Here is a 26,403-nt window from a genome sequence, read left to right as displayed (position 1 = left end):
AGACAAATACATGGCCTGCACGCCACGCTGGGTGGGGCTGGCTTCGGTGTAGTCAAAGCCATCCTGATCCTCCGCCGCCGTCCCCAGGTAGTATTGCCAAACGTCTTGGTGCGCACGCAGCTTGAGAGTGCCACTACCGCGCACGTTGTTCACACCGCTGGCAAAGTCAATATCGTCGGCCGTAAGCGTGATGTGCGCCCCAGTCTGCAAAGTGGTGATGATGCCGCTGTGTAAGGTCAGCAGCGCATTCGTCTGCACCAGATCGAGCTGCAAATTTCCCTTGCCCACCTGCACCGCCACATCACCGCGCCGATCCGAAACCGAGTCCTGATTGAATGAAATCAGACTGCGCCACGCATCTGCACCTGCGGCGGTGTTGCTGATCCAATTAACCGAGTTCTCCCACTGGCTCTCGGTTGGGGTTGTGACAAAAACAAGGCCCGGATTCTCTGGGCTACCAAGAACACGCTCTTCAACCATGGTCAGGTCATCATCCTCGCGGATGACGATATCGCCTTGGCCATGTGACGAGGTGGCCAGCGTGATTTCGGCAATCCGCGTCAGGATTGGCGCGGCGGTGGTGCCGATAGCATCCTTTGCCTTCACCAGAAGATAGGCTTCTTCGCCCCGAATATAGCTGCCATTGGCATTCACAAGACTGCCATCGGGCACGTGAATCCGGATCCAGCCGCTTCCGTCATCCACACGGTCCACCCGTCCACTGCCGGACAAGGAAGAAGAGGATAAAAGATCCGCATTCAGGACCACATCGGCTCTGTCCCCGAAGACGCGCAGGTCGATATGGCCATTGCCCAACGCCACAACGTCATGGGTAATGTTCAGTGTCCGCAAGGACTCAAGTACGACCGAACCGGCTTCCATCGCGCTCTCGGTAAAGATCGTGCGCCCGATCCCCCGGAAAGCAGTGCCGCCCAAATAGCTGACCTGCTCATCATCAACAGTCAGATTTGCTGTATAACGAATATCCCCACCAAATGCCTCGATTTGGCTGCCATTATATGACCCGCCCTTTCCCTTCAGCGTGACGCGGTCAATCAAGCCATTCTGATAGGTGACGACCTCGCGGCCATTGGTGATCGTATCAAGATCAAAAGCGATCGCATCTCCAGCGCGGGCGCGGCTTTGTTCAAGGATGATCTCATCAAAACCGTCTCCAGTTTCGATAATATTGATCGTGCCTGTCGCACCAGAGGCCGTTGCCCGACCCATCTGGATTCGATAATCGTCATCCCCACCAGCATCTTTGATATCAAGCTTCCAGCCGGGAAACTCGTTGACATAGACGGTGTCGGTCCACTGGGTGATGCGCAACTCCTCGACGGTTGCCCCGGACACGCGCAACTCCTGACCCAGCGCGTTGGTCACATTTACCGCGCGCTTGCCGATCGTTGCCGTTACGCCATCAGACATGCGGCTGAAATCCAGAACCGTGCCGTTTTGACGGTCGTTAAAGCTTACCTCTCCGAAATTGTTTTCAAAGACATAGGTATCTCGGCCCGGCCCCCCGCGCAGGTTTTGCACGCCGACCACCGCCGATGACGATGAGACACCAACCACAAAGGTATTGTCGCCGGCGGTCCCTGTCAGCCGGTTGGCACCACCGCCACCGATCAGCGTATCGTTGCCCAGACCACCTGTCAGCGTATCATCGCCGCTGCCACCTTGGATGGTATAGGCAGACGCTACTCCCGAAGCGACAGAGATGTTATTGTTCCCCGAGCTGGCGCGCGCGATACCGCCGCCCTGCCCCAATATGATCTTGTCGTTTCCAGCGCCGCCCTCGACATCGACGGAAACGCCGCGCAGGCGCGACATGTCAAGCACATCGTTGCCTTCGCCCATATTGGCAACGACCTTGCGTATTCCAGAATAGGACTGATACCAGCCGTCGAATTCGACATTCACCTGCCCGCCAGAACCAGACAGGATAAACTCTTCATTGCCATCGGTTGTATTGAAGTATTTGCGCAGCCCGGCACGCTCGCCCGCGTTCAAATATAGCGTATCACCGACCTTTTCGGCCAGATATGGCTGAACTTTCGGAGCCTCGTAGGTAAAGTCGAAAAGGTTAACCTTGAAGAGCGTGGCTTCAAAGAATGTGTATTGAAGCGTGCCCAAAAATCCGAGGTTCAACCTGAATTCAACGAAAATATCAGCTTTGAAATTGGCGTTGATCTCTATGTTGAAAAGGTTGGCAAAGCCGCCGCCCTCATAGGCGTACATCGTAGCAATTTCACTGCCACGGATCCGGCCATCACTGACCCAGTCGACATGCGTGACATAACCCGCATCATCTTTCGTCAGGACCTGTCTTTCAATATCCTGAAGGTCTAGTCCTGCGTAGAAGTTGATGCTGCCGCGACCACCGCCCTTGATCGGGCCAAGGCTAACGCCCATTTCCAACCCGATAGAAGCGTTGACGTAGAACTCGTCTTTCTCCTGCCCGCCGCTGCCTGCAACAATAGAGCCGTTTCTGAATGTCGGCAGCGTCACGTCAAAGACAAAAAAGCCATCGAAAGCATCAAGCGGGTTGCCGCTGCTTAATGCCTTGCGAATGCCATAGGTGTCATAGCCGAACGCAAGATCGGCGAAAGCCTCGAAACTGGCTGTCGCATCCAGACTTGCGATAACAGGCCCAAGCGGCACCCGCGCCAAAGGCACACGGCTGTTGAAAGACGCACCAAGAAGGGGCAATTCATAACTGAACAGAATCGCATCGCCACCAGTGAAAACGGCCTTCCAGTTGTCGATATCCTTCAGGTATTCGAGCATCTTGAAGCCCGACCGAGAGGGGTCCGAAGAGCCGCCGGTCGATTGCGCCTCAATCATTGCGAACTGGCCTTCTAGGGCACCGAAATCAATTGTACCGGCATTGGCCTGAACATCGCCTTCGCCAAAACCTTTCAGGTCACCCAGCAAAATCTCGCCAGAGTCACCCCAGCCGCGCACAGTTTCCGGCAGGCTTGCTGCAAATTGTACCGCCTTGAAGAACGACATCGGAATCTGTTTTTGTCCGCGTATCTTCAACAGGCCGTTCAACAACCCCAAAGGCGTGTTCTCCAAGCCCGCCGCACTGATAAAGCCCAGCCCGTCAATCGGGGTCAGCAACATATCAACGAAGGGTTTGAACGGGCTGATAGTCCCTGCAACCTGTTCCGAGATGGGCAGCAGGAAGTCATTGACCAACGAGCCGACATCCAGTCGCAACGCCTGCATCTCAATCGTCGGAGGCGGCATTGTCTGCCCAATGCGCCAATCCCAATCAACAACCAGATTGGCCTTTAGCTTTGGCAAGACAGCAGCGCCCTCTGCCTCCAGTGTCGTCAGAAGGTTTATGTCAGTGGTGACATTGAAGATCGTGCCCATTGTGCTGCTGGAAGACTGACCAAACAGCCGCGACAAGCTAAGCCTTCCTTTAGAATCGCCCTTCAGATCCAGACCCAGCACAACATCAGCGCCGCTTTCCCTGCCGCCGGGCATGGTATCTGTGACTGTGGCCTTGAAGAACAGCAATTTGCCTGTTGCTTCGAAAGGTGCGACATTGCTGCCTTGCAAATACGCCCGCGCAGTTACGCGGATTTCGGGTGTATCATCCGTATTGGTGGCCAGGTAAAAGCCGCTGGACATACTCAGGCCGAAGCCAAAGTCAAAGGCCCAGCCAAGGTCCAGCGCAAAACCGCCGTCAATATCCAGAGCAAAACCCGGCAGGTCAAAGGCGAGCGGAATATCCACATCCAAGCCAAACAATGTCTGACCAAGGTTCATGTCGAACTGCACCGCATCGGCGGCGTTCGGCGGCATCTCGCCCTGTATCCAGTCCGAAAGAACCACACCCGCGGCATCACGCCATGTGACGCTGATATCCTCGATGGTCACCTCTTTGTCGCCATTGGCATCCAGCACGATGTCCAAGCCATCCGTGCCAAATAGCGACCACAAGGACGATTGCATGATCCCGATCGCACCGCCTTCGGCTGTCAGCCGGTCGCGCATATCTGCCAGAAGACCCGTGCGAATATCGCGCACAAAATTGCCGGTTGCAGCCATCTTGCTGCCAATAATCGGGATATCGCGCGCCAGTTCAGAGCCAAGCGTGTCTTGCACCACACCAAGGGCACCATCGACACCATCGATAATGCGGCTTGGGTCCGCCAACATGCCCAGAAGGCTGAATTCCCCAAGGAAGTCATCCATCACACTCTGGACGTCAGGAACCTGCACATTCAGGATATTGCCTGTAACCACCGCACCCGATGCCGCGTCCATCAATCCGGCCAGACCAGCCTCTCCGGTCGACATGGTCATCGAGCCTACCGACTGGCGCCCAAGCGAGAAGTCGAGAACCATGGGCAAGTTCATACCCATCGCACCATCCACAGACGTAACAAGATTGTCCGAGATGCGTTCGCGGCTGAAATAGAAGCGTCCGTCGTCATCATCTGGCGAGATTTGATCCAGCATCACTGTCATGCTGGCAAAATCGCGCGTCGAGGCACGCCCGTCGCCGTCAATCGCGATCCAGCCCCCTTCTACACCGATCTTTGCAGGACCGGCATCAAAGCCCAGCTCAAGGTTTTCGCCCACAACCCGAAGGCCGACCGTTGCAAAGGTTCCTCTGGCCTTGTCGGGGGAGACAGCAACCTCGTATCTGGCGGTGATGTCGGTAAATGTGCGATGCCCCTCAGGGCTGGCAACGCCGGTCTGAGTACCGGCAAACAACTGCACCGATATGCCAAGCTGTTCTTCCAACCACGCGGCCAAGTCAACGATTGCTTCTTGGCGTCGGCCTGCAAGCAGGCCCTGACCATGCTCTGCATCAGTATTTAGCGCTTCGGTACCCGTCAGCCACCATGTGTTGACGCGTGCTGACACTTCTTGGACGTCATCGCCCAGCACGGACAAAGCGCTGCGGAAATCGGACAGGACACGCGCCTTTTCCCTGTCGTCCAGAACGCTAGAGCGGTTGGCAAACCCGACCGAGCCGAACGCGGCAAGCGCCACAGTCTGAAGCCGGGTAGGGTTATAGTCATACAGGAAAAATTCAGGACCATTGGCCCCCGCGAAACGAATACCGGCATTGATCTGCAACTTGGCCATTGCCGCCAGCGTAATGTCACCTGCGGCCCCCGGATTGACGACATCCGCCACATGGCCGACAAAATCAAAGCCAGCAAAAGCGCTAGGTCCGGCAATCTCTGCAAGCTGTTGCAAATCCAGACTAAAGCCAAATTTGCGTTCAAACATCTTTTCAAGGCTAAGATGAATATCAAGCACATCGCCGTTCAGAGTGAGCGCGAAAATTTGGTCTTCGGGCGGCAGGGTATTGTCGTCAACTATGCCAAGTGCTTTTTCAAAAATGGCCTCGACCTGATCAATAGCGCCAGCCGGATTGCTGGCGGCATCGCCGATCTGTTCAAGGAAACCATCCACGAAGGGGAAAACATCGGCCAGAGATGTTCCGATGATTGGCAACTCGGTCGAATAGAATGGTTGTTCGGCAATCGTATCGCGGATGAATTCAAGCCCGGTGCGCGTTGCTTCTACAATATCGGCAAAACTCAGGTTCTTGAAATCAAACGCAGCCCCAAGATCGGGCAACACAATAACCAGATCATTCGATGTAATCGTACCTGCGGTAATCAGACCCGCAATATCAACCGGATACATCGGGTTCTGGTCGATCACACGGACAGCGCCCATATTGAACGGGTCCAGCGCACGGATCGAGATTTCTGTGTTGGGTGCCAGCGGTATATCTGAACCCACACCCGCATTGACACGCAACCCGCGCAGCACCGCTTCAGCATAGGCATCTATCGACACCTGAATGTAATCGGTGTCAATTTCATCGAATGCAAAGCGCCTGTTACCGGCAACATAGGCTCCCGGGTTGCGGTCAAGTGCAATCTCGACCCCCGCGTTCATCCGAACGCCCGATCCCGTTCCAGCACCACCCGCGGTCGCACCCAGGAACCCAAGCTGGATTGCGACCTCCAGATCCTCGACAACCATTGAGATGCCAGCGCGCAGGGCCACATCCTCAAGGCCCAGTGTCAGTTGGCCTTCACGAAGTGTAAAGCCTGCACCCGTAACATCTGCTTCGGCTGCGCGGTCCAGAACAAGAGTGTGATCCCCACGGATCGAGGTGACTGTAAAGCGCTCTCCCTCCAACTCCAGAGAGTAGCCCAACATCGTACTATCAAAAATAAACGTCGAGGCAGAGAACAGGTTGCTGCCCGCCGAAACAGCCCCTTCCCCGCCAAACAGCGTCCGCCCGTCAAGATCGGCGAAAATGACCAATGTACCTTCCACAAAGGTCGTCAGCCCGCCAGTGGCAGAGGTGGTCAGCGAAAGTTCATCGGTGCCAAAGTCAAGGTTCAACGGCATATCGACAGGGGCGAATTCCTCACGGAAATGCAGAGGAATTCCGAAACTGCGCTGTACCGGATCAAATACAATCTGAAGCCCGGCTGGCAGAACACCCGAACGGTTAACGGCATCCATGAACTCTTGTAGGGTCGTAATCTGGGTGCGGGCTTCGTGTATAACCGCGCGCAGGCCGACAGCAGAGAAAGCGCTGCCCTGCAAAACCAGATTCCGCCCGTCCAGCACACTGTCAATCGTGTAGGTGCCAATCTCAGCACCTGTCGCCACGTGATAGAGGGTTACTTCATAGGGTGCGCCGCCCACGGGCGGGTTCAACGCATCTGTAAAGCCCCCCAGCGGCGTGGACAGAACCGATCTCATCTGCCCGTCAATCTCGGTCACGCTTACCGAGACGCGCGCGGTGCTCATCAGATCAACCCGCGGCTTATTGAAATCGATACGGTCGAAGACGTTTCTCTCAAAGGCCTGACCAAAAGCCAAAACCTGATCCATTGCCGCATCAACGAACGGGATATTCTGCAACAGCCGGTTGTCAGACAGAACCACCTCAAGCGTATTGAGGAATTCAGGGAACATCAGGATCAGGTCAACCACAGACATCTGGCTGAAATCGCCAATCGCGTCGAAGTTCTCGGTCTTGACCGAGATATCGCCAGCAAACGGGCTGCCACTGATGCGCATGGTGGGAACCGTGCTCTGCGCAAGATCAAGGCTGCCCAACTGGGCATAAACCGGAAGCACCACCTCGACAGCATCAACAGTCTTGACAAAACTCAGGCCGGTGGCTGTCTTTTGTAGACGTCCCCCAAGTTGCAGCTCCAGCGTGCCAGCCTGACGGGCTATATCGCCAACACGCACATCAAGTGGGCCAAAAGCGGCCCCTACTGCAATATCATCCGCCGACGCGCTTGCCAGTATGTCGAACCGACGGAGATTGAAATCAGACGTTCCTGCACTCCAGTCGATGGCCATGTCGAAAGCGACATCAAGGGCAACCGACAGGTCAATGGAAACATCCCCCTCCAGTTTCAGGCCAAGGGCTTCGACCTCTGCGCCGGGATTCAGCGTAAAGGTGTTGGCAATCACATAGGTGCTGTCAAAGACGATATTGATGCCGTTTTCCGACATCACCAAATCCAGTGCATCGGCTGGAAGGCCAAGCGTAGGCAGCCATGTCTCGCGCAGATAGCTTAGCAATCCGCGCACGGAAGGCAGGTTGGTTTCATCGTAAATCGGGGCTGGCAGCAAATCGAAGCTGTCATTTCCAATATACCGCTGTGTGTACTCCCCGATCGCAAGCAACCGATCCAGACCCGTCATCTCGGAGAGCGACATTCCGATCAACGGCAACCCGACTGCCAGCGGGTTAGCATTGATGTTATCGCCATTCGGGCCGATCTCAGGGCTGACTTCGGCCTTTAGTGTCGCCAGACCACTGGAAACCGAACTTACGGCATTGCCCAGAATATCTGTGAGAAGCGCATCCAGATTGCCCATGTCCACTTTAGGCTCGATCCGCGACCCGTCAAAGGACATGGACAGCGTCTCACCCGCCACGTTCACGCTGCGAGAGACAGCACGCCCGAGGGTATTTGCGACAAGCGCCACTTCGCCGGTCATGTCCAGAATCGGCGTATCAATCAAGATTGTCGCCAAACCTTCGATGGCATAGCCCGGAGTGCCATCGGCCCCCGCGCCCATAAGGATGAACAGCTTGCCCCCAAGCAGTTGCGCACCCGTGCCATCAACACCCACAAAAGCCTCTACGCCCGTTGCAACGACCTGCAACTGGCTGAAGGCACCAACCTTGACCCGTTCAACGACAAAGCTGCCCTCAAAACCCGCCATGCCAAGAATATCAAGCACCGCATCGCCCGTGACAGCCAACCGGCCATTCGGGTCAAAACTTGCGGTCAGCATACCGCGCATGGTCACGCCATCCAGTCCGGTCAGCTCTGCACTGCCTGACAATGTGCCAGCACGAGACCCGTCTGCGGCCAGAAGCAGGGTTCCCTCGATCCCGCTTAGGGCAAGTCCCACGCCCCCAACGGCAAGACCGATGCGCCCCTCACGCCCCTCCAGCTGCCAGCCGTCACCCGCAGGCCCCGTCACCAGCGTCAGGTCAAAACTGCCCCCCAAAATCGCCTCCCCAAGGCGCATTTCGGCGGTTGCAGCCAACACCAGCTGGCGCGTGCCGAAATCAATCTGCAACGGCGCATCGGCACCCATATCGCGGGCCAGCACTGCACCCGACCAATCGATCACGGCAGCGTTCAAGGGCGCTGCATTGCCGTCCACATCTGCAATCTGGCTGTTCAGTGCAAGAGTGGCCTCTTGCACCCGCGCCAGTGCATAGCCTGCCACGGATGCGCCTTCCAGCGTTGCACTGGCGGCCAGCCAGCGCCTTGAAGGGGCTACACCACCCGCTGCCGGCACTTCGGTGCTGACCACGGCCAGCAGGTCAAGACCGTGCATTCTGGCGTCAAGACCAGAACCGACATCAAGGCGCGCCTTGCTGTTTAGCCCACCGATGACAACCTGATCCACTGTGACGGTGCTGCCATCGCTAAGCGTGGCATCTTGATTGTTCAACAGCTCGATCGACAAATTGCCCGAGGCTTCCAGCAGCCCCGCAACCGAGATGCCCATATTGCCGCGCAGGCGGGATTCATTGTCCACCAGCGTGACATTGTATAGCCCGGTACCTGTGGCGACCGTTTCGCTGACATCATCGCCCCAACGGTTCAACGTGACCTGAAGCCGCTCTGCGGAAACCTGCACCGCACCGCCCGCATCAAACGCGACATCGCCCTCGGCCTCCACCGCGTACATCGTGCCGATGCCCGCTTGATTGCGCAGCAAAATCGCACCATCCCCGTTGGACAATGCAGTAGACATGCCACCGGCGTTCAATTCACCCGCGACATTCGATAGCCCGATCCGCATGTCGGTCGTATCAAGCCCGTCGACTTTGTGGTAAATGACGCGCAATGCAAGATCAGCGGTCAACTCGCCAATATTGGCTATGGCAAGCGCGCCTTGGGTGACCCGCACTTCGCGCAGATCAGTCCCATCTGCGAATGTCACCTCTCGGGTGCCTGCCGTCAGACCAGCGGGAACCGCCATGTCAATCCCACGCCCCAGCGTGTTAATGGCAATCCCACCTGTTGCATCCAAGGTCACAGCGCCACCAAAGCCCTGCAACGCGACACCCCCCTCGGCGCGCAGCGCATAGCCCGAGCTGCCGTCCTGCGCCCGCGAGATGACAAGGCCAAGGCTTGCATCGACCAGCGCCACGCCAGCGGCTGGCCCACCGACAATGCCGTTTACGCTATCTGCACCTATCAAAAGATAGTCAGGCGCTGGTTCCACATGGCGTTCAAGACCAGCAACCACGGTTTGCAGATCCGCCCCGACAAGCGCGCCTGCGCCAACCAGATGATATACCCCCGGTGTGCCAGAGGCCGTGACCTTTATATTGCCAGCACCAAAGGCCAGCGCTCCGGTCCCGTCGTGCAAGCCATCAAGACTTGTCTGCAACGCGGCAATAATCTGGTTTTGCCCCATGCCGCGCACATCCATGCCCGCGACATTCCACCCCGACGCGCCCGCGATACGCAGCGAAACCATGTCCGCAAGCCCGTCACGCAAGCGCAGGTCAAGGGTCTGCACTTGGCTGAACACGACCTGTTCAAGCTCACGGCCTGCCAGCGCACCTCGGAAGCTCAGTGTAAAACCGCCCCCCGCAGTGGCCGTCACGGCCACATTGCCCCGCCCGATCGTCGAAAGCGCTTCAAGCGCGGATTGCACCTGCGCGGCAGTCGCGGTGCCCGACAAGGGGGCCGTCACCTCGTTGCCAAAGCCCAGTGCAAAGGTGGTGTTCGCCGCTGCGACAGCGATGGTCTGTATTTCTGACGTGGTCGACCCGACAACAGTCTTTGACAGCGTCGCCTCTGGGGCCATTTGCAATTGCGTGATGGTACCGGCCATGACCGGGATATGGCGGCCCAGCGCCGCACCACCAAAAGTGACTTCCCATTTCTGGTTGCCCATCGCACCGACAAGGCTGACAGTCGCATCTCCGCCACGCGCCGCAAAAACTGCCCCCGTGCCATCGACCCGCGCCGCACGTATCGCGTCGGCAAGGGCTTCGGCACTTGCAGAAAAGGGAATGTCATCCGTAATATAGACTTCACCGCCAAATTTGAACTCCAACTCGAATGCGCCGGTAAGGGCATCGTCATAGAGATCTATCAACTGGACTGTGCCCGTGGCCGTGGCAGCATCGGACAATGCTGTAAGGCTGGCACGCACCTTGACCACGCCCGGATCAATGCTGCCATCCGTTTTCGTGGTGAAAGCCGCCACACTGACCAATTCCGGCGCGGCACTGGCCGCGAAAGTGATGAAAAAGCCCTGCCGGCTAACCCCGCCTGTCTCCTGATCGAACGAGACAGAGACACGCCCCGCACCGACCACAGATTCCAACGCTTGTTGAATGGCGGTCGCCTGACGGTTTACATCTGAAATATAGCGGATATCCGCGGTGGTCTGACCATCGACGGACAGCGCAAACTTTGCCCCTGCCACCCGGCTCGCAAGCGGGGTCAGCATCAGGTATTGACACGATTGAGCGGCGGCGCGCGCCGCCTCCAGCACGGTGATCGAGCCCCAGTCGGTCTTGTCAGCAGGATCGGCTGGTTGACCAACCGTCAAACCATCTATCCCGCGTCCATTCAACGCGCCAATAAGGTCAATAGAAAAACCGTCCGCACGGCTGCCCGAGACAGACACATTGCCAGCACCCAGCAAGAGCTGAAGACCTGAAAGCAAACGGCCGCGCAACGCATCATCAGAGACCGGCGCGCCAGCTTCGTCGGTTGTATCCAGCTCGATCACACTGGTTCCATAGCCGATGCGGTAAACGCCTTCGCGGAAGATTGCCGCGCCATCAAGGCCGGTGCCTGCGGCAGTCAGCAAATAGCGGGTTGGTGTCTGCTCTCCGCCGTTCACTACAGTTGCAACGCTGCCAGCGGTTTGGGTCGTGGCGCGTGAAACAGTTATTCCGGGTGCAACCTGCGGGCTTTGCTGGCGGGTTACGGCAAATTGCCCGTTCAGGTTGGCAAACCCTCCGACATCCAGCGTGATATCGCCCGCCAACTGGAAATTTCCCGCCTCGTCAAAACGGGTGGCAAGCTCGCCAGTCATCGTCAGACCGTCAATTCCGGTTACGCTGGCGGTCCCGGACACACCACCGGATTTCTGGCCTTCCGGACCGATCAGCAGCACGCCCGCGCCATTGCTAAGGGAAACTTTCGCCTGCCCTGCAACCAATTCGGCAAAAGCGTCCGACGCCGAGATGACCCAGAATTGCGCCCCGCCCTGTTCGGTCAGTGCAATGTCGAACTTCCCGCCCAGACGGGCAGGGCCAAAATTCAGAGCGCCCTCCAGATTGAGCTGGAACACCTGCCCCGCGGCGTCCAACGCAATCTCGGCACCACCCGAGACGGGCACAAGCGTTTGCCCGCCCTGTCCGGCCGACCAGTCGATAACCGTCGCGCCTGCCGCCAGCATCCCGCCGTCAGCCGACAGTTGCCGGTTGATCGCAACATTTGCGTCAATGACATCTGCGCTTACCCCGCCCGACAGGCTGGCACCACCGACATCAGCCTGCATAGTTAGCCATCGTTTGCCGGTCGTGGTATCTGTAGACAGGATAATGCCCAGATCGGTGCCGGTGAGGCGGGCACCCAAAGCATCTGTGCCCAGCGTCGCGGCCAGCCCTGCGCCGCCCAGTATCAACTGATCGACATTTGCGGTGCTGCCGTCGTCCAGCGTGACATTCTGGTTCGTGCGCGACTCGATGAAAATCTCGCCGCTCGCCCCTATCATGCCCGCGATATCCAGATCCATCAGGCCGCGCAGGCGCGTTTCGTCCTGCGCAAGCCCGAGGTCGAACCTGCCCGAAGCTGTCGCCACATCAAGCGCCAGATCACTGCCCCAGCGGTTTACTGCAATGCTCAGATCATTGGCGGTCAGCGTCAAACCGGGTACGCCGTTTATGGCCAGATTGCCGCTTGCCCCAAGGGCATATTGCTGGGAAACAGTGGTTTCACCCCCGACGGTTTCAGCCACCCGACGCAGCATTAAACCGCCAGTACCCTCACTGAGAGAGGCCCCGACACCGCCCGGCGCAAGCGCGCCAGCAGCATTCTCAATTCCGATGGAAAGCGTGTCTGTTGTTGTAGACACACCACCCGTCGCAGCCGTTTCGCGGATTGAGACGATCTTCAGGTCACCCGAGATGGACCCAAGCTCGGCGACGGTTACCGCACCGTCGGTGATCGTAACTTCGCGCCGTTCGCTGCCATCGTCGAAGCTGACGCTGCGCGCGGGCGTGCTGATCCCGGTTGGGACGTCTTGTTCCACTGCACGGCCAAGTGTGTTGACCTCTATCACCGCATTGCCTGACAGCGATACCGCGCTGTCAAAACCGCTAAGCGCAACCCTGCCTTCGGCATAAATCGCAAAGCCGGGTTGCGCAGCGATCACCCCTGATGCAGCGGGCGTCGCGCGCGAAATTACAAGCCCCACACTGGCGTCCGAAACAGATACACCAGCATCCGCACTGCCGATGGCACCATTTACATTCGCGGCACCAATCAGCAGGTAATTCTCTGGCTCTGCAACCGCGCGGGCCACCGCGATTTCCACAGATGGCAGCGCCTTGCCCGCAAGCGCGCCGCTGGCGCGCAGCGTATAAACACCTGACTGCCCCTCTATACCTTCCAGCACCGCGTTGCCACGCCCGATCCCCGGCAGCGCCACAATCTCGCGTTCAAGTTGGGTGGCAAGATCAGCGGCGCGCTCGGCTTCTGTGTCGCCGCGCACCTCTATTATTCGCGCCCAGTCAGCAGCTCCGGCAAGGCGCAGGTACACCATGTCGGCCAGCGCGGCATCAGCGGGAACATTCAGGTCATAAGTTGTCACAGCGGCCACTTGAAGGGCGGCAACATCCCGCCCGGCCTGCGCGCCACCAAAGGCGACGGCCCAGCCACCAGCCTCGGCCCGGGTGACGCTGACACTGCCCGCACCAAGGCCGGGCAGTCCCTCAAGCGCGGCCTGAAGCTTCTGCGCAGTCAGATCGTCGGCTTCCAAAACCCCGGTCCAGTTTCCGTTGAAACCAAGCTGGAACGCGCCCTGTCCTGCCAATGTCAAAATCTGTACTTCGGACGACACCGCACCGGTTGCGGTCTGGGTCAAACTTGCTTCGGGGGCAGCCACTGGCTTGACAGTGCCTTGCATCACCCCGATGCGTTGACCAATAGCGGTGCCGCCAAAGGCAACATGCCACTGTCCGGCTGCGTCATCCAGCGCGACGGAAACAGTTGCACCAGTATCAAGAAAGGCTGCGCCATCGGGCGTTGTCGCCCCCAATATGGCCGCGCGCAACACCTCGGCGTCGGAATTATAGTTGGCAAAGACCATTTCATCGGTGGTGTATGTGCCCGTGGCGCCGGTCAGGCCCGATGTAACAACCGACAATGCCGCCTCGGGGGCGGGTGCTGGCAAAATAGTGCGCGCAATCGGCGCGATTGTCTTGCCGACAGCGTTGCCACCAAAACTGATCTGCCACTGGCCCCGCGATGTCAGCACAACGCTTGCGGTTGCGCCGGTTGCAGCAAAGCTGCCGCCATCGACCCGCGTCGCCGCGCCAAAAGCGGCCTGCAACGCATCGGCACTGGCATGAAAATCCACCAAACCTGTGCTGTAGCGTGCGCCATCATAGTCAAACGCAAGCTTGAAATTCCCCCCCGTATTAGCGGCAAAACCCTCAAGCACATGCACTGCACCTGTCGCCACGCTGGGGGATGCACCACCATCGACAACCGGTGTCAATGCATAGCCCATGCCCGACGTCACACCGCTGTTCATAACCCCTAACGCACCAAGCGCCAGAACCTGATCCTGAATCGATGGCGCAAAGCTGATGGAGTATTCTTGCGCAATTGACGACGAAGCCAGCTGCCGGATCGTAAGCGTGTCCGAGCGAACCGTCTTCAAGCCTTGGGCGTTGATTGTTGTCGTGCTCGCACCCGAGGGCACAAGCTTTGCGAGCGCATCAAAAATATGGCGCGCCTGCGTGTCCTGAGCATTGGTGAACCTTGCCGTGCCTGTCTTTGGGCTGCCCGAAAAACCAAAAGTGAAGCTGTCTGAATTGCGCGTCGCTGCGCCATCCACGTCAATGACAAGTCTGTAAGCCGCAGCGATTGCGGCGGGTCTTGCCTGCGAAACGACCCCGCTTGTATCGGATGCCGCAAGCGTGGATGACAGATCTGTAGGCGCTTGCATCCACAGCCCGGTACCACCGGCGGCACTGTCCACCGACACCGAACGGCCAGCCCAAGACCCGATAAATTCAATCTCGTAGCCCTGCACACGATCGCCCGAAACCTGCACATTTCCCGCACCGAACAGGGTTTCAAGCCCGGCACGCAAACGCTGGGCAAGGTCGTTATCCGAGAAACTCAGACCGGCCGAAGACACAGTCGCAACGGTGACTGTGTTGCCCCCGAAGGAAAACCGATACGTTCCTTCCCGAAAGGTGCCCTCTGAATATGCCGTCAGTGACAGCCGCGTATTCGTGCGCACCTCATAGTCAAACGTCAGTTGATAGGTGCCGTCCACCCCTTCGGGCATCAGGTCCAGAAGGTGCTCGGCCCCGCTGGACGCTGTGGCTTGCCGTGCAATATAGGTACTGCCCCAATCGGCATCGTCGGCCGGATCGGCCGGAACGGTCATGGATAGGCCACTCACAGCCTCGCCAGCGCGCTGACCTGTCATTTGGATGGTAAAACCGTCGGCCTTGGTGCCCCCGACACTTGCATGTCCAAAGCCAAACAGCGCCTGCATCGCATTCTGCAACCGCTGACGCCACATTTCATCGGACTCTGCCGAACTCAGGCGCACCGAGGCCACGGCCCCACCCCGAGCGAATGCATAGACGCCTTCGCGCACAATTCCAGATTGCGTGACCTGCAACTGCAACAAGAAGCTTGACGCGGATATGACACCACCCCGCTGGCTTTCCACCAACGCACCTGTCGCGCCTTCGACGCCTGCCACGGCAACAACATCGGGGCTTGCGATTTCAAGCGCTGCCTTGGTGATGGCAAATTCGCCACCGAGAGAGGCGAAACCATCCACCCCGACATCGACAGCGCCAGCAAGTTGCAAATTCCCTGCACTGTCAAAGCGCGTTGCGAAAATGCCCGACAGGGTCAGCCCATCGACCCCGGTGACAGAGGCGGCACCAGTGACGACACCGCTTCTCTGGACAGCGCCCCAAGTGTCGTTGCTGTCGTCTCGGCCAATCCATAATGTGCCTGTCCCCTCATTCAGGCCAACGCGCGCGCCATTGGCCGATAGACCCACAGCCACACTGCCCGCATCTATCCGCCAGGCAATATGCGGCCCCGATTGCACCAATGTGATTTCAAACGCACCCGACAGGTCCGCCGCGCCCAGCAAGATCGCGCCATCGACTGCCAGTTTGAACACGCGCGCATCGCTTGCGAGTATCACAGTGTCAATCGGCCCAAGCGCAATCTGTGACCCTGCGGCAGGCGTGCTTTTGGCCCAGTCGATTACAGGGCCGGTCCCGCCCAAGACCAAGCTGCCGTCCAACAATTCCGAGTTAATCTGAACACGGGCAGAGGTGATATTCGCCAGCGCATACCCTTGCACCTGCGCGGCCCCGACATCTGCCGCCGCTGTCAGCCAGCGGCGCGGCGTGTCAGCGCCGGTTTCAGTGCTCAGAACAACTGCAATCCCGACATCCGACAGCGACGCGCCCACGGCAGCGGTCCCCAGCGATGCGGCAACCCCCACACCCCCAAATATCAGCTGATCAACCGTTACGGTGGTGCCATCGCTCAAGCTCAGGTCTTGAGCCATTGCACCTGTGCGGCTTTCAATAAACATATCGCCGGAAACCGACAGGATTCCCGCAACATCAGCCGTCATGATACCGCGAAGACGCGTTTCATCGTCCAGCAGGTTGACGATCACATCGCCTGCGCTGGTTGAGACAACGACATTCTCCAAATCGCGGCCCATGCGGTTATAGGCAACACGCAGCGTATCGGCCGACAATGTAATGCCCGAGATACCGGTCAGCGCCACACTGCCTTCCACCTGCACTGCAAAGCGCGAACTGGTCTCATCGCCCGTCGTCTCGCGTTCCAGCAAGACAGCCCCGGCACCCCCTGTCAGGTTGGCACCCACTCCGCCCGGCGCCAGCATGCCCGACACGTCGGACAGGCCGATTTGCAAGAAATTCTTCGTGGTTGGGCCTTCTGTGACAGTTTCGGACCGGATCGCCAAACCGCCCGACAGCACACCCAAACCATAAATATCCAGCAGCCCCGAAGCGATGACCAACTCTGCCAAGGCATTGCCGTTTTCATAGGTGATGGCAATGTCTGTGTCGCCAACGCGAATGGTCTGATCGACAGCCTGACCCATGGCGTTGACGCGCAGCTGTGCGGTCGCGTTCAGCGTGATTCCGGCAAAGCCCGAAAGGCCCGCAGTCGCGCTTGCAACCAGCGCATAGCCCGCATCGCCCAAAGCGTTGCGCGCAACATACAACGCCAGCGCACCATCAGACAGATCGACCCCGCCCATATCGGCATTGACATTGTCCAACCCAACCAAAAGCGTTGCCGCGTCGCCAATACCCGATTTCTCAACCGAGAAATTGCCCGAGACTGCGCCCAAACCCTCAATCTGAACAGAAACATTCGTACCCGAGATGGCGACATCGCCACCGCCGAATGTAGCGTTCAGCTGGCCACCAAGGCTTAGCCCAGCCAATCCGGTGATGGCAGCGTTGCCACTGACTGTGCCGCTGACAGTGCCACCGGCGATGCGCAGCGCCCCCGCGCCATCAATCAACGCGATACGCGCACCGGCTGCCGCAAGCGAAACCTCGACATCACTGGCCACAATGTCCCAGAAACGATCCCCGGCTTCGTCGGTGTTTGAAGCAAGTGTGAAATCACCCGCCAAACGCCCTGTGCCGACATCGATGGCACCCGATACAGGGATTTCCCAGCGCCGGTCGGCCATTTCCAAAAGCGCGCTCTTTCCAGCATCTACAGCTGAAAGCGCAATGCTGCGGGATTGATCCTCGGCCCAGTTGATGACGACAGCTTCCGTGTCGTCGATCAGATTACCGGCGGCATCCATCGCCTGATTCAAAACCAGTTGCGCGCTTCGCAAATCGGCAATCTGGGTGCCAAGCACCGAGATTGCGCCCAGATCGCCAACCCCGCTTAGCCATTTGCGCGCAGTTCCCCCCACTTCTTGAGAGAAGACAAGCGCCACATCCGCGCCGCCAATTTTGGCAAGCGTGGCATTGCCCGATCCAAAGGCCAGCGACAGATCGCTCCCCCCGACAGTTGTTTGGGAAAGCGACACGCTTTCGCCATCGGACAACACTTGCGACACGTCATTTGTCGCTTCAACAAACATCTCGCCCGACAGGGTCAAGCCCGCCACAGTCGCCGAGGCCTGACCGCTGACGCGGGTTTCGTTGTCGATCAGATCAACCGTATAGCTGCCCTGCCCAGTGGAAACGGTGCGCCCCTGCACAGCCTCGCCCAAGCGGTTATAAGCCACGCGCATATCGGTCGCCGTGACCGAAACGCCCGCACCGGCCAGCGAGACAGCGCCCTCCAGAAGCACAGCATGCGTGCCCGGCGCAGCGCCCGAGCGGTGCAGCAGGATCGCACCCTGCCCGCCGGTCAGCGTCGCATCCAGCGCGCCCAACGACAGCGCGCCCTCCACATTGGCAAGACCAATCTCAATATCGGTTGTATCAACACCAGCGACAGTGGCCGTCTGCGCGCGAATGGCCAGATCACCTGTCACGCTGCCAAGCCCTGCCACTGTCAACGTGCCCGAAGTGATCGCAACCTCTTGGATTTGGGCGCGGTCGGCAAAGACCAGATCGACCCCGCCGACAGACGTGTCGATACTGCGGCCCAATGTGTTGACGCGCACCGCGGCGGCGGCGTTGATCGCAACACCCGCAAAGCCATCCAGCTGTGCGTTGCCTGTCGCCACAAGGGCATACCCGGCTGTGGTTTCAGTCTGGCCAGCGATATACAAACCCAGGGCGGCATCTGTAACAGAAACGCCCGCACCAGACATCCCGAATGCGGCATTCACACCAGTGGCCGCGATCAGCACGGCACCGTTGCTGTCGCGCGAGACGACCAGATCACCTGTCAGCGTGCCAAAGCCAGCGATGTCAAGATCAAGATCAGTGCCAACAAATTGGATAGACGTACCGTCAAACACGGTGGAAAAGTCACCCGATACCGAGATACCGGCCAAGCCTTCAACGATTGCAGTGCCTGTCAGAGTGCCGGTTCGTGCATTTTCCGGCCCCAGCGTCAGGGTTCCGGTCGCGCCCTCAAGGCCCACATATGCACCGCCGCTGCGATACCCGACTGCGGCATCATTCGCATGGACAGACCAGACCGGAGAGTCCCCAGTGGTGTCCAGAATAACCGCAAAATCCCCCGACACCACCGCGCCACCGACATCTAGCGCGCCAGAGACCGGGATCTCGAAAACACCGGCAGCCATGTCCAGAACGCGCGCAGCACCGTTTTGCAGCGAAAATGACATGGGCGATTGTGACCAGTCGATTACACTGCTGGCCGCACTTTCAGCGGCCAGGGCCAGCCCGCCCGCAGCGCTCAAGGCACGGTTGATGCGCAATTCAGCACCGCGACTGCTCTCCAGCGCATAGCCCGCAACATTGGCCGCCCCGATGCTGGCATCAGCACTTAGCCATTTGCGCCCAACGCCGCCATTGTCCACTTCAGTGGCGAGAACCAGCGCGATATCAATATCGGCCAATGTTGCGCCCAGTTCTTCCCCGGCGGCGGCGATGCGCGCCGTAATCCCTGATCCGCCGATAACCAACTGGTTCGTGGTTACAGTGCTGCCATCTGCCAGCACAACGCGTTCATCCTGACGACTTTCCAGCGTCAGGTGACCTGACAGGGTTATCAGGTCCGCTATCTCTGCTTCGATCTGGCCCGACAGGCGCGTTTCACCATCGGCCAGCGCTACAGCATAATCATTCGTGGGCGTGGCAACGCTGGCGCTCAACGCAGCACCCCAGCGGTTATATCCGATACGCAAATCATTCGCGCTTAGCGTGACGCCAGCAACCCCACCAACAGCCACATCGCCGTCAGCCTGAACGGCGTAGCGTTTGGTCAATGTGCCGTCGGCGGCAACTTCATGGCGCAACATGATCGCGCCAATACCTTTGGTCAGCGACACATCCGTGCCGCCCAGTGACAGCGCGCCATTGGCGTTTTCCACACCGATTGTCATATCGGTAACCATTGCGCCCAACACATTGCGTGTGGTGCTGGTGATTTTCAGATCGCCCGAGATATCCCCAAGCCCAGATACCGATACAGTGCCGTTGGTGATCGTCAGTTCCTGCCGCGCGATACCGTCGGCAAACGTCAGTTGTGTCAGCGTGTCAACCCCAGTGGGGACAGAGACATTCACCGCCTCATGCATGGCATTTATGGACAGGACAGCGTCTGCTGACAGCGAGACAACCCCCTCAAAGCCCGTCAGCGCCGTCGAACCAGAGGCAGAAAGCGCGTAGCCCGTCGCGCCGGTTTCCGTCTTTTGCACCAGCATCGCCAGCGTGCCATCGACAAGCGTGGCCCCCGCGACACTACTGCCAACATTCGCAGTCACATTCGATGCGCCAATAAGCAGCTGCTCGGCGCCAATTTCTTCACCACGCGAGATCAAAGCCTCGATCCCGGGCAATTCTGCCCCGGCAAGGGCATTGACGAAGGCAATCTCGAAGGTCGCTTCTGCGCCATCCACAGCCGTGACAAGCACCTGATCGGCGTTCAGATCAGGCAAGGTTGCGACAAGGTTTTTCAGCACCAAGGCAATATCGGCGTCCGTCAACCCCGCAACCGACACCTCGGCCCCGAAATCAAGCGCACCGGCAAAGCGAAGGGCCACCGTATCGGGCCGCGCGCCACTGCCAAGCATCAGCGATATTTGTTGGACAGGCGAGACAAGTATTTCTGGCACCGCCCGTCCGGCCATAGCCCCGCTAAAGCCTATCGCATATATTCCGGCCTCTACCTCGGTGACCGTGATATTGGCAGCGCCACCAATCCCTGGCAAGGCGGCAAGGGCCGTGTGCAGCGCGTTGGGGGTCAGCCCGTCTGTTGCAAGGCTAACGGTGGTGCCCTGACTGCCCGCAAGAGATAGGCGGAACTGGCCAGAGGCAGCTGTCAAATCCAAGGTTTGTAGGGCATCCGTGCGCATACCGCTGGCCGTGACCGCAAGTTCGGCGTCAGGTGCGGCAACCGTGGTTAGAATACGACCCTGCATCAGCGGCACATCAACACGGGTCGCGGCACCGTCAAAGGTCACGCGCCAGACTTGTGTGCCGCTCTCATCCGCATCCAGCGCCACTGCCACTTCGGCCCCGGCAGAGGCCAGCAGCTTGCCCGACACTGTCTTGGCAGAAATCAGCGCATCAGCAACCCTCTGCGCTGTTGCGTCAAAGGCGATGGGGCCGGTGGTATACGTCTCGCCCGAGAAGACCAGCGACAGATCGAATGTTCCGGTAACGTTTTCATCGTAAAGCCGGATTGTCTGCACCGCACCAAGGGCCGCGCGCCCTGCGCGCGTGCTCTCAAGTGATGCGGTCAGCGTTGCCCCTTCAGAGGTGCTGATGGACAGCGCATCAAGCGCCTGCCCGCCAAGCTCGCCGGCAAACGAAATCGCATATTCCGGCGCATCAATCGGCGACCCGGCAACATGACTGACGCTGACATTGCCCGCACCAAGACTGGCCACAAGGGCGTCATTCAGCGCTGCGGCCTGTGTTTCAACCGTCATCCCCGGCCCGCCAACGCGCAGCGTCTGGACTGCGACTCGAATTGCGGATGATGATGTCGACGCACTCAGCTGTGGCACAGCCTGCCCTGCCAGAGCGCCCCTGAAATCTATGATATAGTCAATGCTGTTATGGCCGGTATAGCCTTGCTCATACCGAACAGTGACATTTCCATTCCCGAGAATGGCTGCAAGCGCCGTCTGCATTTGTCCGGCGTGAAAGCTGGGATCGGCAGAATAGCGGATGCGTGCCGTGCTCTGGTCACCCAATGCAAACCAGAACTGCCCCGATGCACGCGGGTCTGCGCTTAGTGTTACGATCTGACGGCTATTTTGTGCCGCCGCCAAAGGCAAGATGTCGATGGGCGCTGTTTGGATGTCGCCCAAACCCAGCGTAAGTGTTTCGCCGACTGCCGCAGGAGGGACAAGACGCAAGGTCTGTAGCGCATTTACAGCGCCAGTGCGCGCGCGCGTCTGCTCAATCACGCCCCAATCGGTCTTGCCTGACAGATCTTCTGGCTGTTCAACCCATAATCCAGCACCGTTCCGCGCTGTGGCGAGCTCTATTGCCTGACCGGCCAGCGCGCCGACAAATTCAATATCAAAGCCGGAAAAGCGATTGCCTGTGACGACAACGTTGCCAGTGCCGATAGCACCCAGACGTTCCAGCGCCGATTGCAACCGTGCCGCAACCATAACATCAGATACAGGCCGCGCCGAAAGCCCGGGACCATCCAATGTATTGGCACTGACACTCTGGCCATTCAGGGAAAAAGTATAGACCCCCTCACGATAGTAGCGGCCAGAGGTATCGGATACAGCCAAATGCAGGCGGGTATTCGTGGTCAGCCCGCCAATAACAGTTTGTGTGACAAGACCTGCCTGCGCCACTTGGGGTGTCGCCACTTCCAGCACCGGAACGGACACCTGCGCAGGCTGACGCGTGATGGCAAAATCGCCGGACAAATCGGCAACGCCGGCGATCGAGAAATCCAGATTGCCTGCAAGCGTTATCCGGCCATCTTCAAAACGCGCGGCCAATGCGCCCGACGCGGCCAGACCCTCTATGCCGGTTACGGTTCCCATGCCCGACAGCATGCCCAAAACCGACCCGTCCGCGGCCACGACCAATGCCCCCGTCACATCAAGCAGGGATGCACGCGCCCCGTTTGCAACCAGTGAGACAGCGCCATCGGCCACAAGAACAGTCCACACCGGCGCACCCTGCGCATCAGTGCCTTCCATAACATGAACGACACCCGATATTTCTGCCCCGCCCAAATGCAAGGTGCCTTGCATGGCAATCGTAAAGCGGTCTGCTTGCGTATCGAGGATCAGAGCGCGCGCGTCCGACAGCGAAATGGCCGCCGACCCGGTGCCAGACCAGTCAATCACCGCCGCGCCAACCGGCGCTAGCGTGCCATCGGCAGTCAGGGCGCGGTTGATGTCCAGCATCGCCATATCGACATCGGCCCTGGCCAGACCCAGAATTTCCGCATCCCCAACGATCGCATTTGCCGTAAGCCACCGTCGCGGGTCATTTGCGTCCCGCGCGGATGACAAAATCATGGCCAAGTCAACATCGGATAGCGCCACGCCTACCCCTGCGGTCAACCCCGCCGAAAGGCCCTGCCCCCCGATCATCAGCATGTCCACTAACACGTCTTCATTGGTGTCCAGGGTGACGCTGTGGTTTTCAATCAGTTCTACAAAAACGTCACCCTCAAGCGAGATGACGCCATCCAGCGCAACCACGGCATGGCCGCCAATCCGTGTCTCACCAAGGGTTTGTTGCAGTACCGTATAATCACTGGCGCGCCGTACCAGCGCATCCAGCGCAACCTCTGTCCTGTTCAGCGAAACAGAAAGCTGTTCGGCGGCGATGGTAACCCCAGCAATCCCGGTCAGTTCCGAGCGCCCCGACGCTTGCACTGCGTATCGAAGCACCTCGTCGTCGCCGACTGTTTCGCTAAACAGGATCAGCGCGCCTTCGCCATCGGCCAGCGCCAGACCCGCAGACCCCATAGTGACGTCAGCCGACAGATTATCGATGCCAATCTCGATCTGCTGGCGCGTTTGCAGACCTGTTGTGACAATGCGGCTGTCAATGCTGAAATTACCGCTAACCTGTCCCAGATCGGCAATGGACAGGCTGGCCCCGACAAGGCGCAGCCATTGTTGTTCGCGTTCGTCGTCGAATGCAACCAGAACGCTGCCGCCATCCGGGAGGGTGATGGTCTGATCGACCTCGGCCCCCAGACGATTGATTTCAATTCGTGCAACCTGCGCGTCCATTGCAACCGCGTCGCTGGCCAATGACAGCGCCGCCTGCCCTTGGGCCACAAGCGCATAGCCGGCCTTGCCAAGCGCATCGCGGGCGACAATCAAGCCCAGTTCCGCATCACTGACAATAACTTGCGCACCAGCGGCGCCGATGGTGGCCTGCACATCTTTCGCACCAATGATCAGCGCCTCACCGGCTGCCGTGACCTCGCGCGACATGGCAAAGGTTCCTGACAGAGTGCCGAAGCCATCGATATCGAATTTGGCATCCGTTGCATTGACTGCGAACACGCCGCTCGCGTCATCGATCACAACGGAACCTGTTGCCGACAGGGCCAAGCCTGCTGGTCCTTCCAGCGTCAGCGCCCCCCCGATATTTACGCTGCGACGGCGGTCTGCATCTATTCGGAGTGTTCCGCTAACATTGGACAGCCGCACGAAGGATGGACCCGCGCTCATTGCCCAAAAGGCATTCGTCAGCCCTATGGCCCATTCCTGGGTTGCGCGGTCATAGCCCAATGTCATCTCGCCTGACAACCGGCTGCCGCTGCCCATATCCAACGTGCCCTTCACTGGCAGGGTAAACACCTCGCCAAGCTGATCAAACACGAAATTCTGCCCTGTTGTCAGTGCAAAGCGGCGAACATCTGACCAGTCAATGGTGACGGCATTTGCCGCATCCGCCAGCTCTCCTGCGTCCAGCACGGCACGGTTGACTGACCACTCCGCAGCGTCCAGCGTATCGAAGGCGTAGCCCGCGACAGACACCGCAGCGGCGCTACCACGCGTCGTCAACCAGCTTCGCCCATCGGCGTCGCGCGCGTAAACCAATGCAAAGGCACTGTCGCGCGCAGACATCGCAACACCGCCGCCTGCGCCCAGGAAGCTGGCAGAAACGCCTGCTCCTGTAAGGGCGTATTCCGTCAGTTCGACCGAAGTGCCATCGGACAACAGCCGTATTTCGGTTGAGACATCCAGCGCAAGCGTCCCCTCGAACGCCACCACACCTGCGATGGTCGCGGTAAACCTGCCTTCGATTTGCATCTGTCCTGCGCCCAGATACACCCGGATCGGACTGCCAGAAACCGTGGCCACTTCGCGCGCCACATCCACATCAGCGCTGTTGTAGGCAAGACGGACGCCATGCCCGCGCAGACTTAGGGCGTCATCAATGGAAATATCTACATCAAGCGCGCCAAACAACGCAATCTCGGTGCTGATCTGCGCACCGCCAACCCCGCCGCCGCTTGACGAAAGGACAACCGCCAGCCGCCCGGCAGAGACGTCCGTTTGCACACCGCCAACGTTCAAAAAGGCCTGCGACACCACAGCCCCGATTTGCATTTCGTGACGTGGAACCCCGTCTATGGTGCCGGACTGGCCAACAAAGACAAGATCACCAGAAACCTGCCCCAAATCGCCCAAGGAAAGAACAGCATCGCGCGCTTCTAGCCGTGCGATGCCAGTCGCACTGTCCGCCACATAGGCCAGAGCGCCTGAAAACCCGGTTGCCGCTACGCCAGCCAGCGCCCCGGTTCCTGAAACATCTATGGCATATGCATCTGCGCCAATACTAAACGTACCCGCGCCACCCGTGAACCCGACCGATGGCCCGGCCGCAGGATCACCCAAGCGCACCCCTACATTGCTTGCCAAAACATTTAGCGTTTGCGAAGCAGCGTCATGGGAAAAATCGAATTGGCCCGATAGAGCCGCCCCACCACCAACCGACAGCGTCCCGCGCCCTGATAGCGCCAGATCGGCACTTCCCTCTCGCAAGGTTAGCGCGCCCGTGATCGCGCTGACCCCACCCGCCAGCCCTTGCGCAGACCAGTCTGCGGTTACGTCCAATGCTGTCAGCCGCGCCCCCACGCCCGCCTCGGCTGAAGCAGGCACCACTTCGGCCAACCACGCGCCCGAAAGACGCAGACCGCCCACGTCGACAGAGGCGCTAAACGTGGTCGAAAAGCTCACGTCCTCAGTGGCGAAAGCCGACATCCACGAATCCAAAAGCGGTGCCGCATTCGCCGCCACGCTCAGGGCAGACAAACCAGGCAACGGCGTAGCGACAAGGCTCAGCCGATCCGCATTATAGACAGGCTTAAGGTAAATTCCATTTCCGGTTAAAAGCCCTGAGTAGGAATCAAACTTTCCAATCCGGTTTTGCCAGCGCAAAACATCAAATACTTGCCCTGATGTCGGCTGAAAGTCATCCAGCAACTTGACATTCAGAAGACCGGCCAAATTGGCAGACCCTTTTGAAACGATCTGGTCATACCCGGACGACGCATTTTCGCCTGTCCCAGCCAGCTCGATAATTGATATACCAGTTTCAGACTGTGTGAACGCATCAACTTGCAAAATACCGGGCGAATTACCCGGGGTGACAGCACCATTATTGATAAGCGCGCCACCGAAATGCCCGGAACCTGACAGCGTATCACCGGCATTCAACGACAATGCGTCAAACGTGCCTGCTGTAGCCGACAGGTCTTGTGTCAGGCCGCCACTCAACTTCAGAACCAGGGAAGACGCACCAACCGGCTGGTCCTGTACCAATGGCGCAGGTTGTTTGTCCTGCGTCAAAACCTGATCATAGGACACGCCAAGGTTATCTTGATCCAGCGGGTCATCTAGCCCCGAAACAGGTAGATCTGCTGACAGGACGATACGCTGTTCAAGCGTTTCCAGCTTGCTGGGCTTCAAAGGCGTTGCTTTGACATTTAAATCTATCGGCTTTGTCAT

At 58.8% G+C, this 26,403-nt stretch carries 1 protein-coding gene (only partly in view); it reads right to left on the bottom strand.

Annotated elements, in window-relative coordinates; translation table 11 throughout:
* Positions 1-26,403 carry part of the coding region annotated (locus ACFTOW_RS17435) for an Ig-like domain-containing protein (RefSeq protein WP_379918076.1) on the bottom strand (this coding region is incomplete at its 3' end). 27,344 nt of the annotated region lie to the left of the window's left edge, so 26,403 of the 53,747 annotated nt are shown.

The sequence above is a fragment of the Lacimonas salitolerans genome (assembly GCF_042677865.1).
GTDB lineage: Bacteria > Pseudomonadota > Alphaproteobacteria > Rhodobacterales > Rhodobacteraceae > Lutimaribacter > Lutimaribacter salitolerans.
The sequence above is the reverse complement of the archived record's forward strand: the minus strand, read 5'-3'. Positions and strand labels throughout refer to the sequence as shown.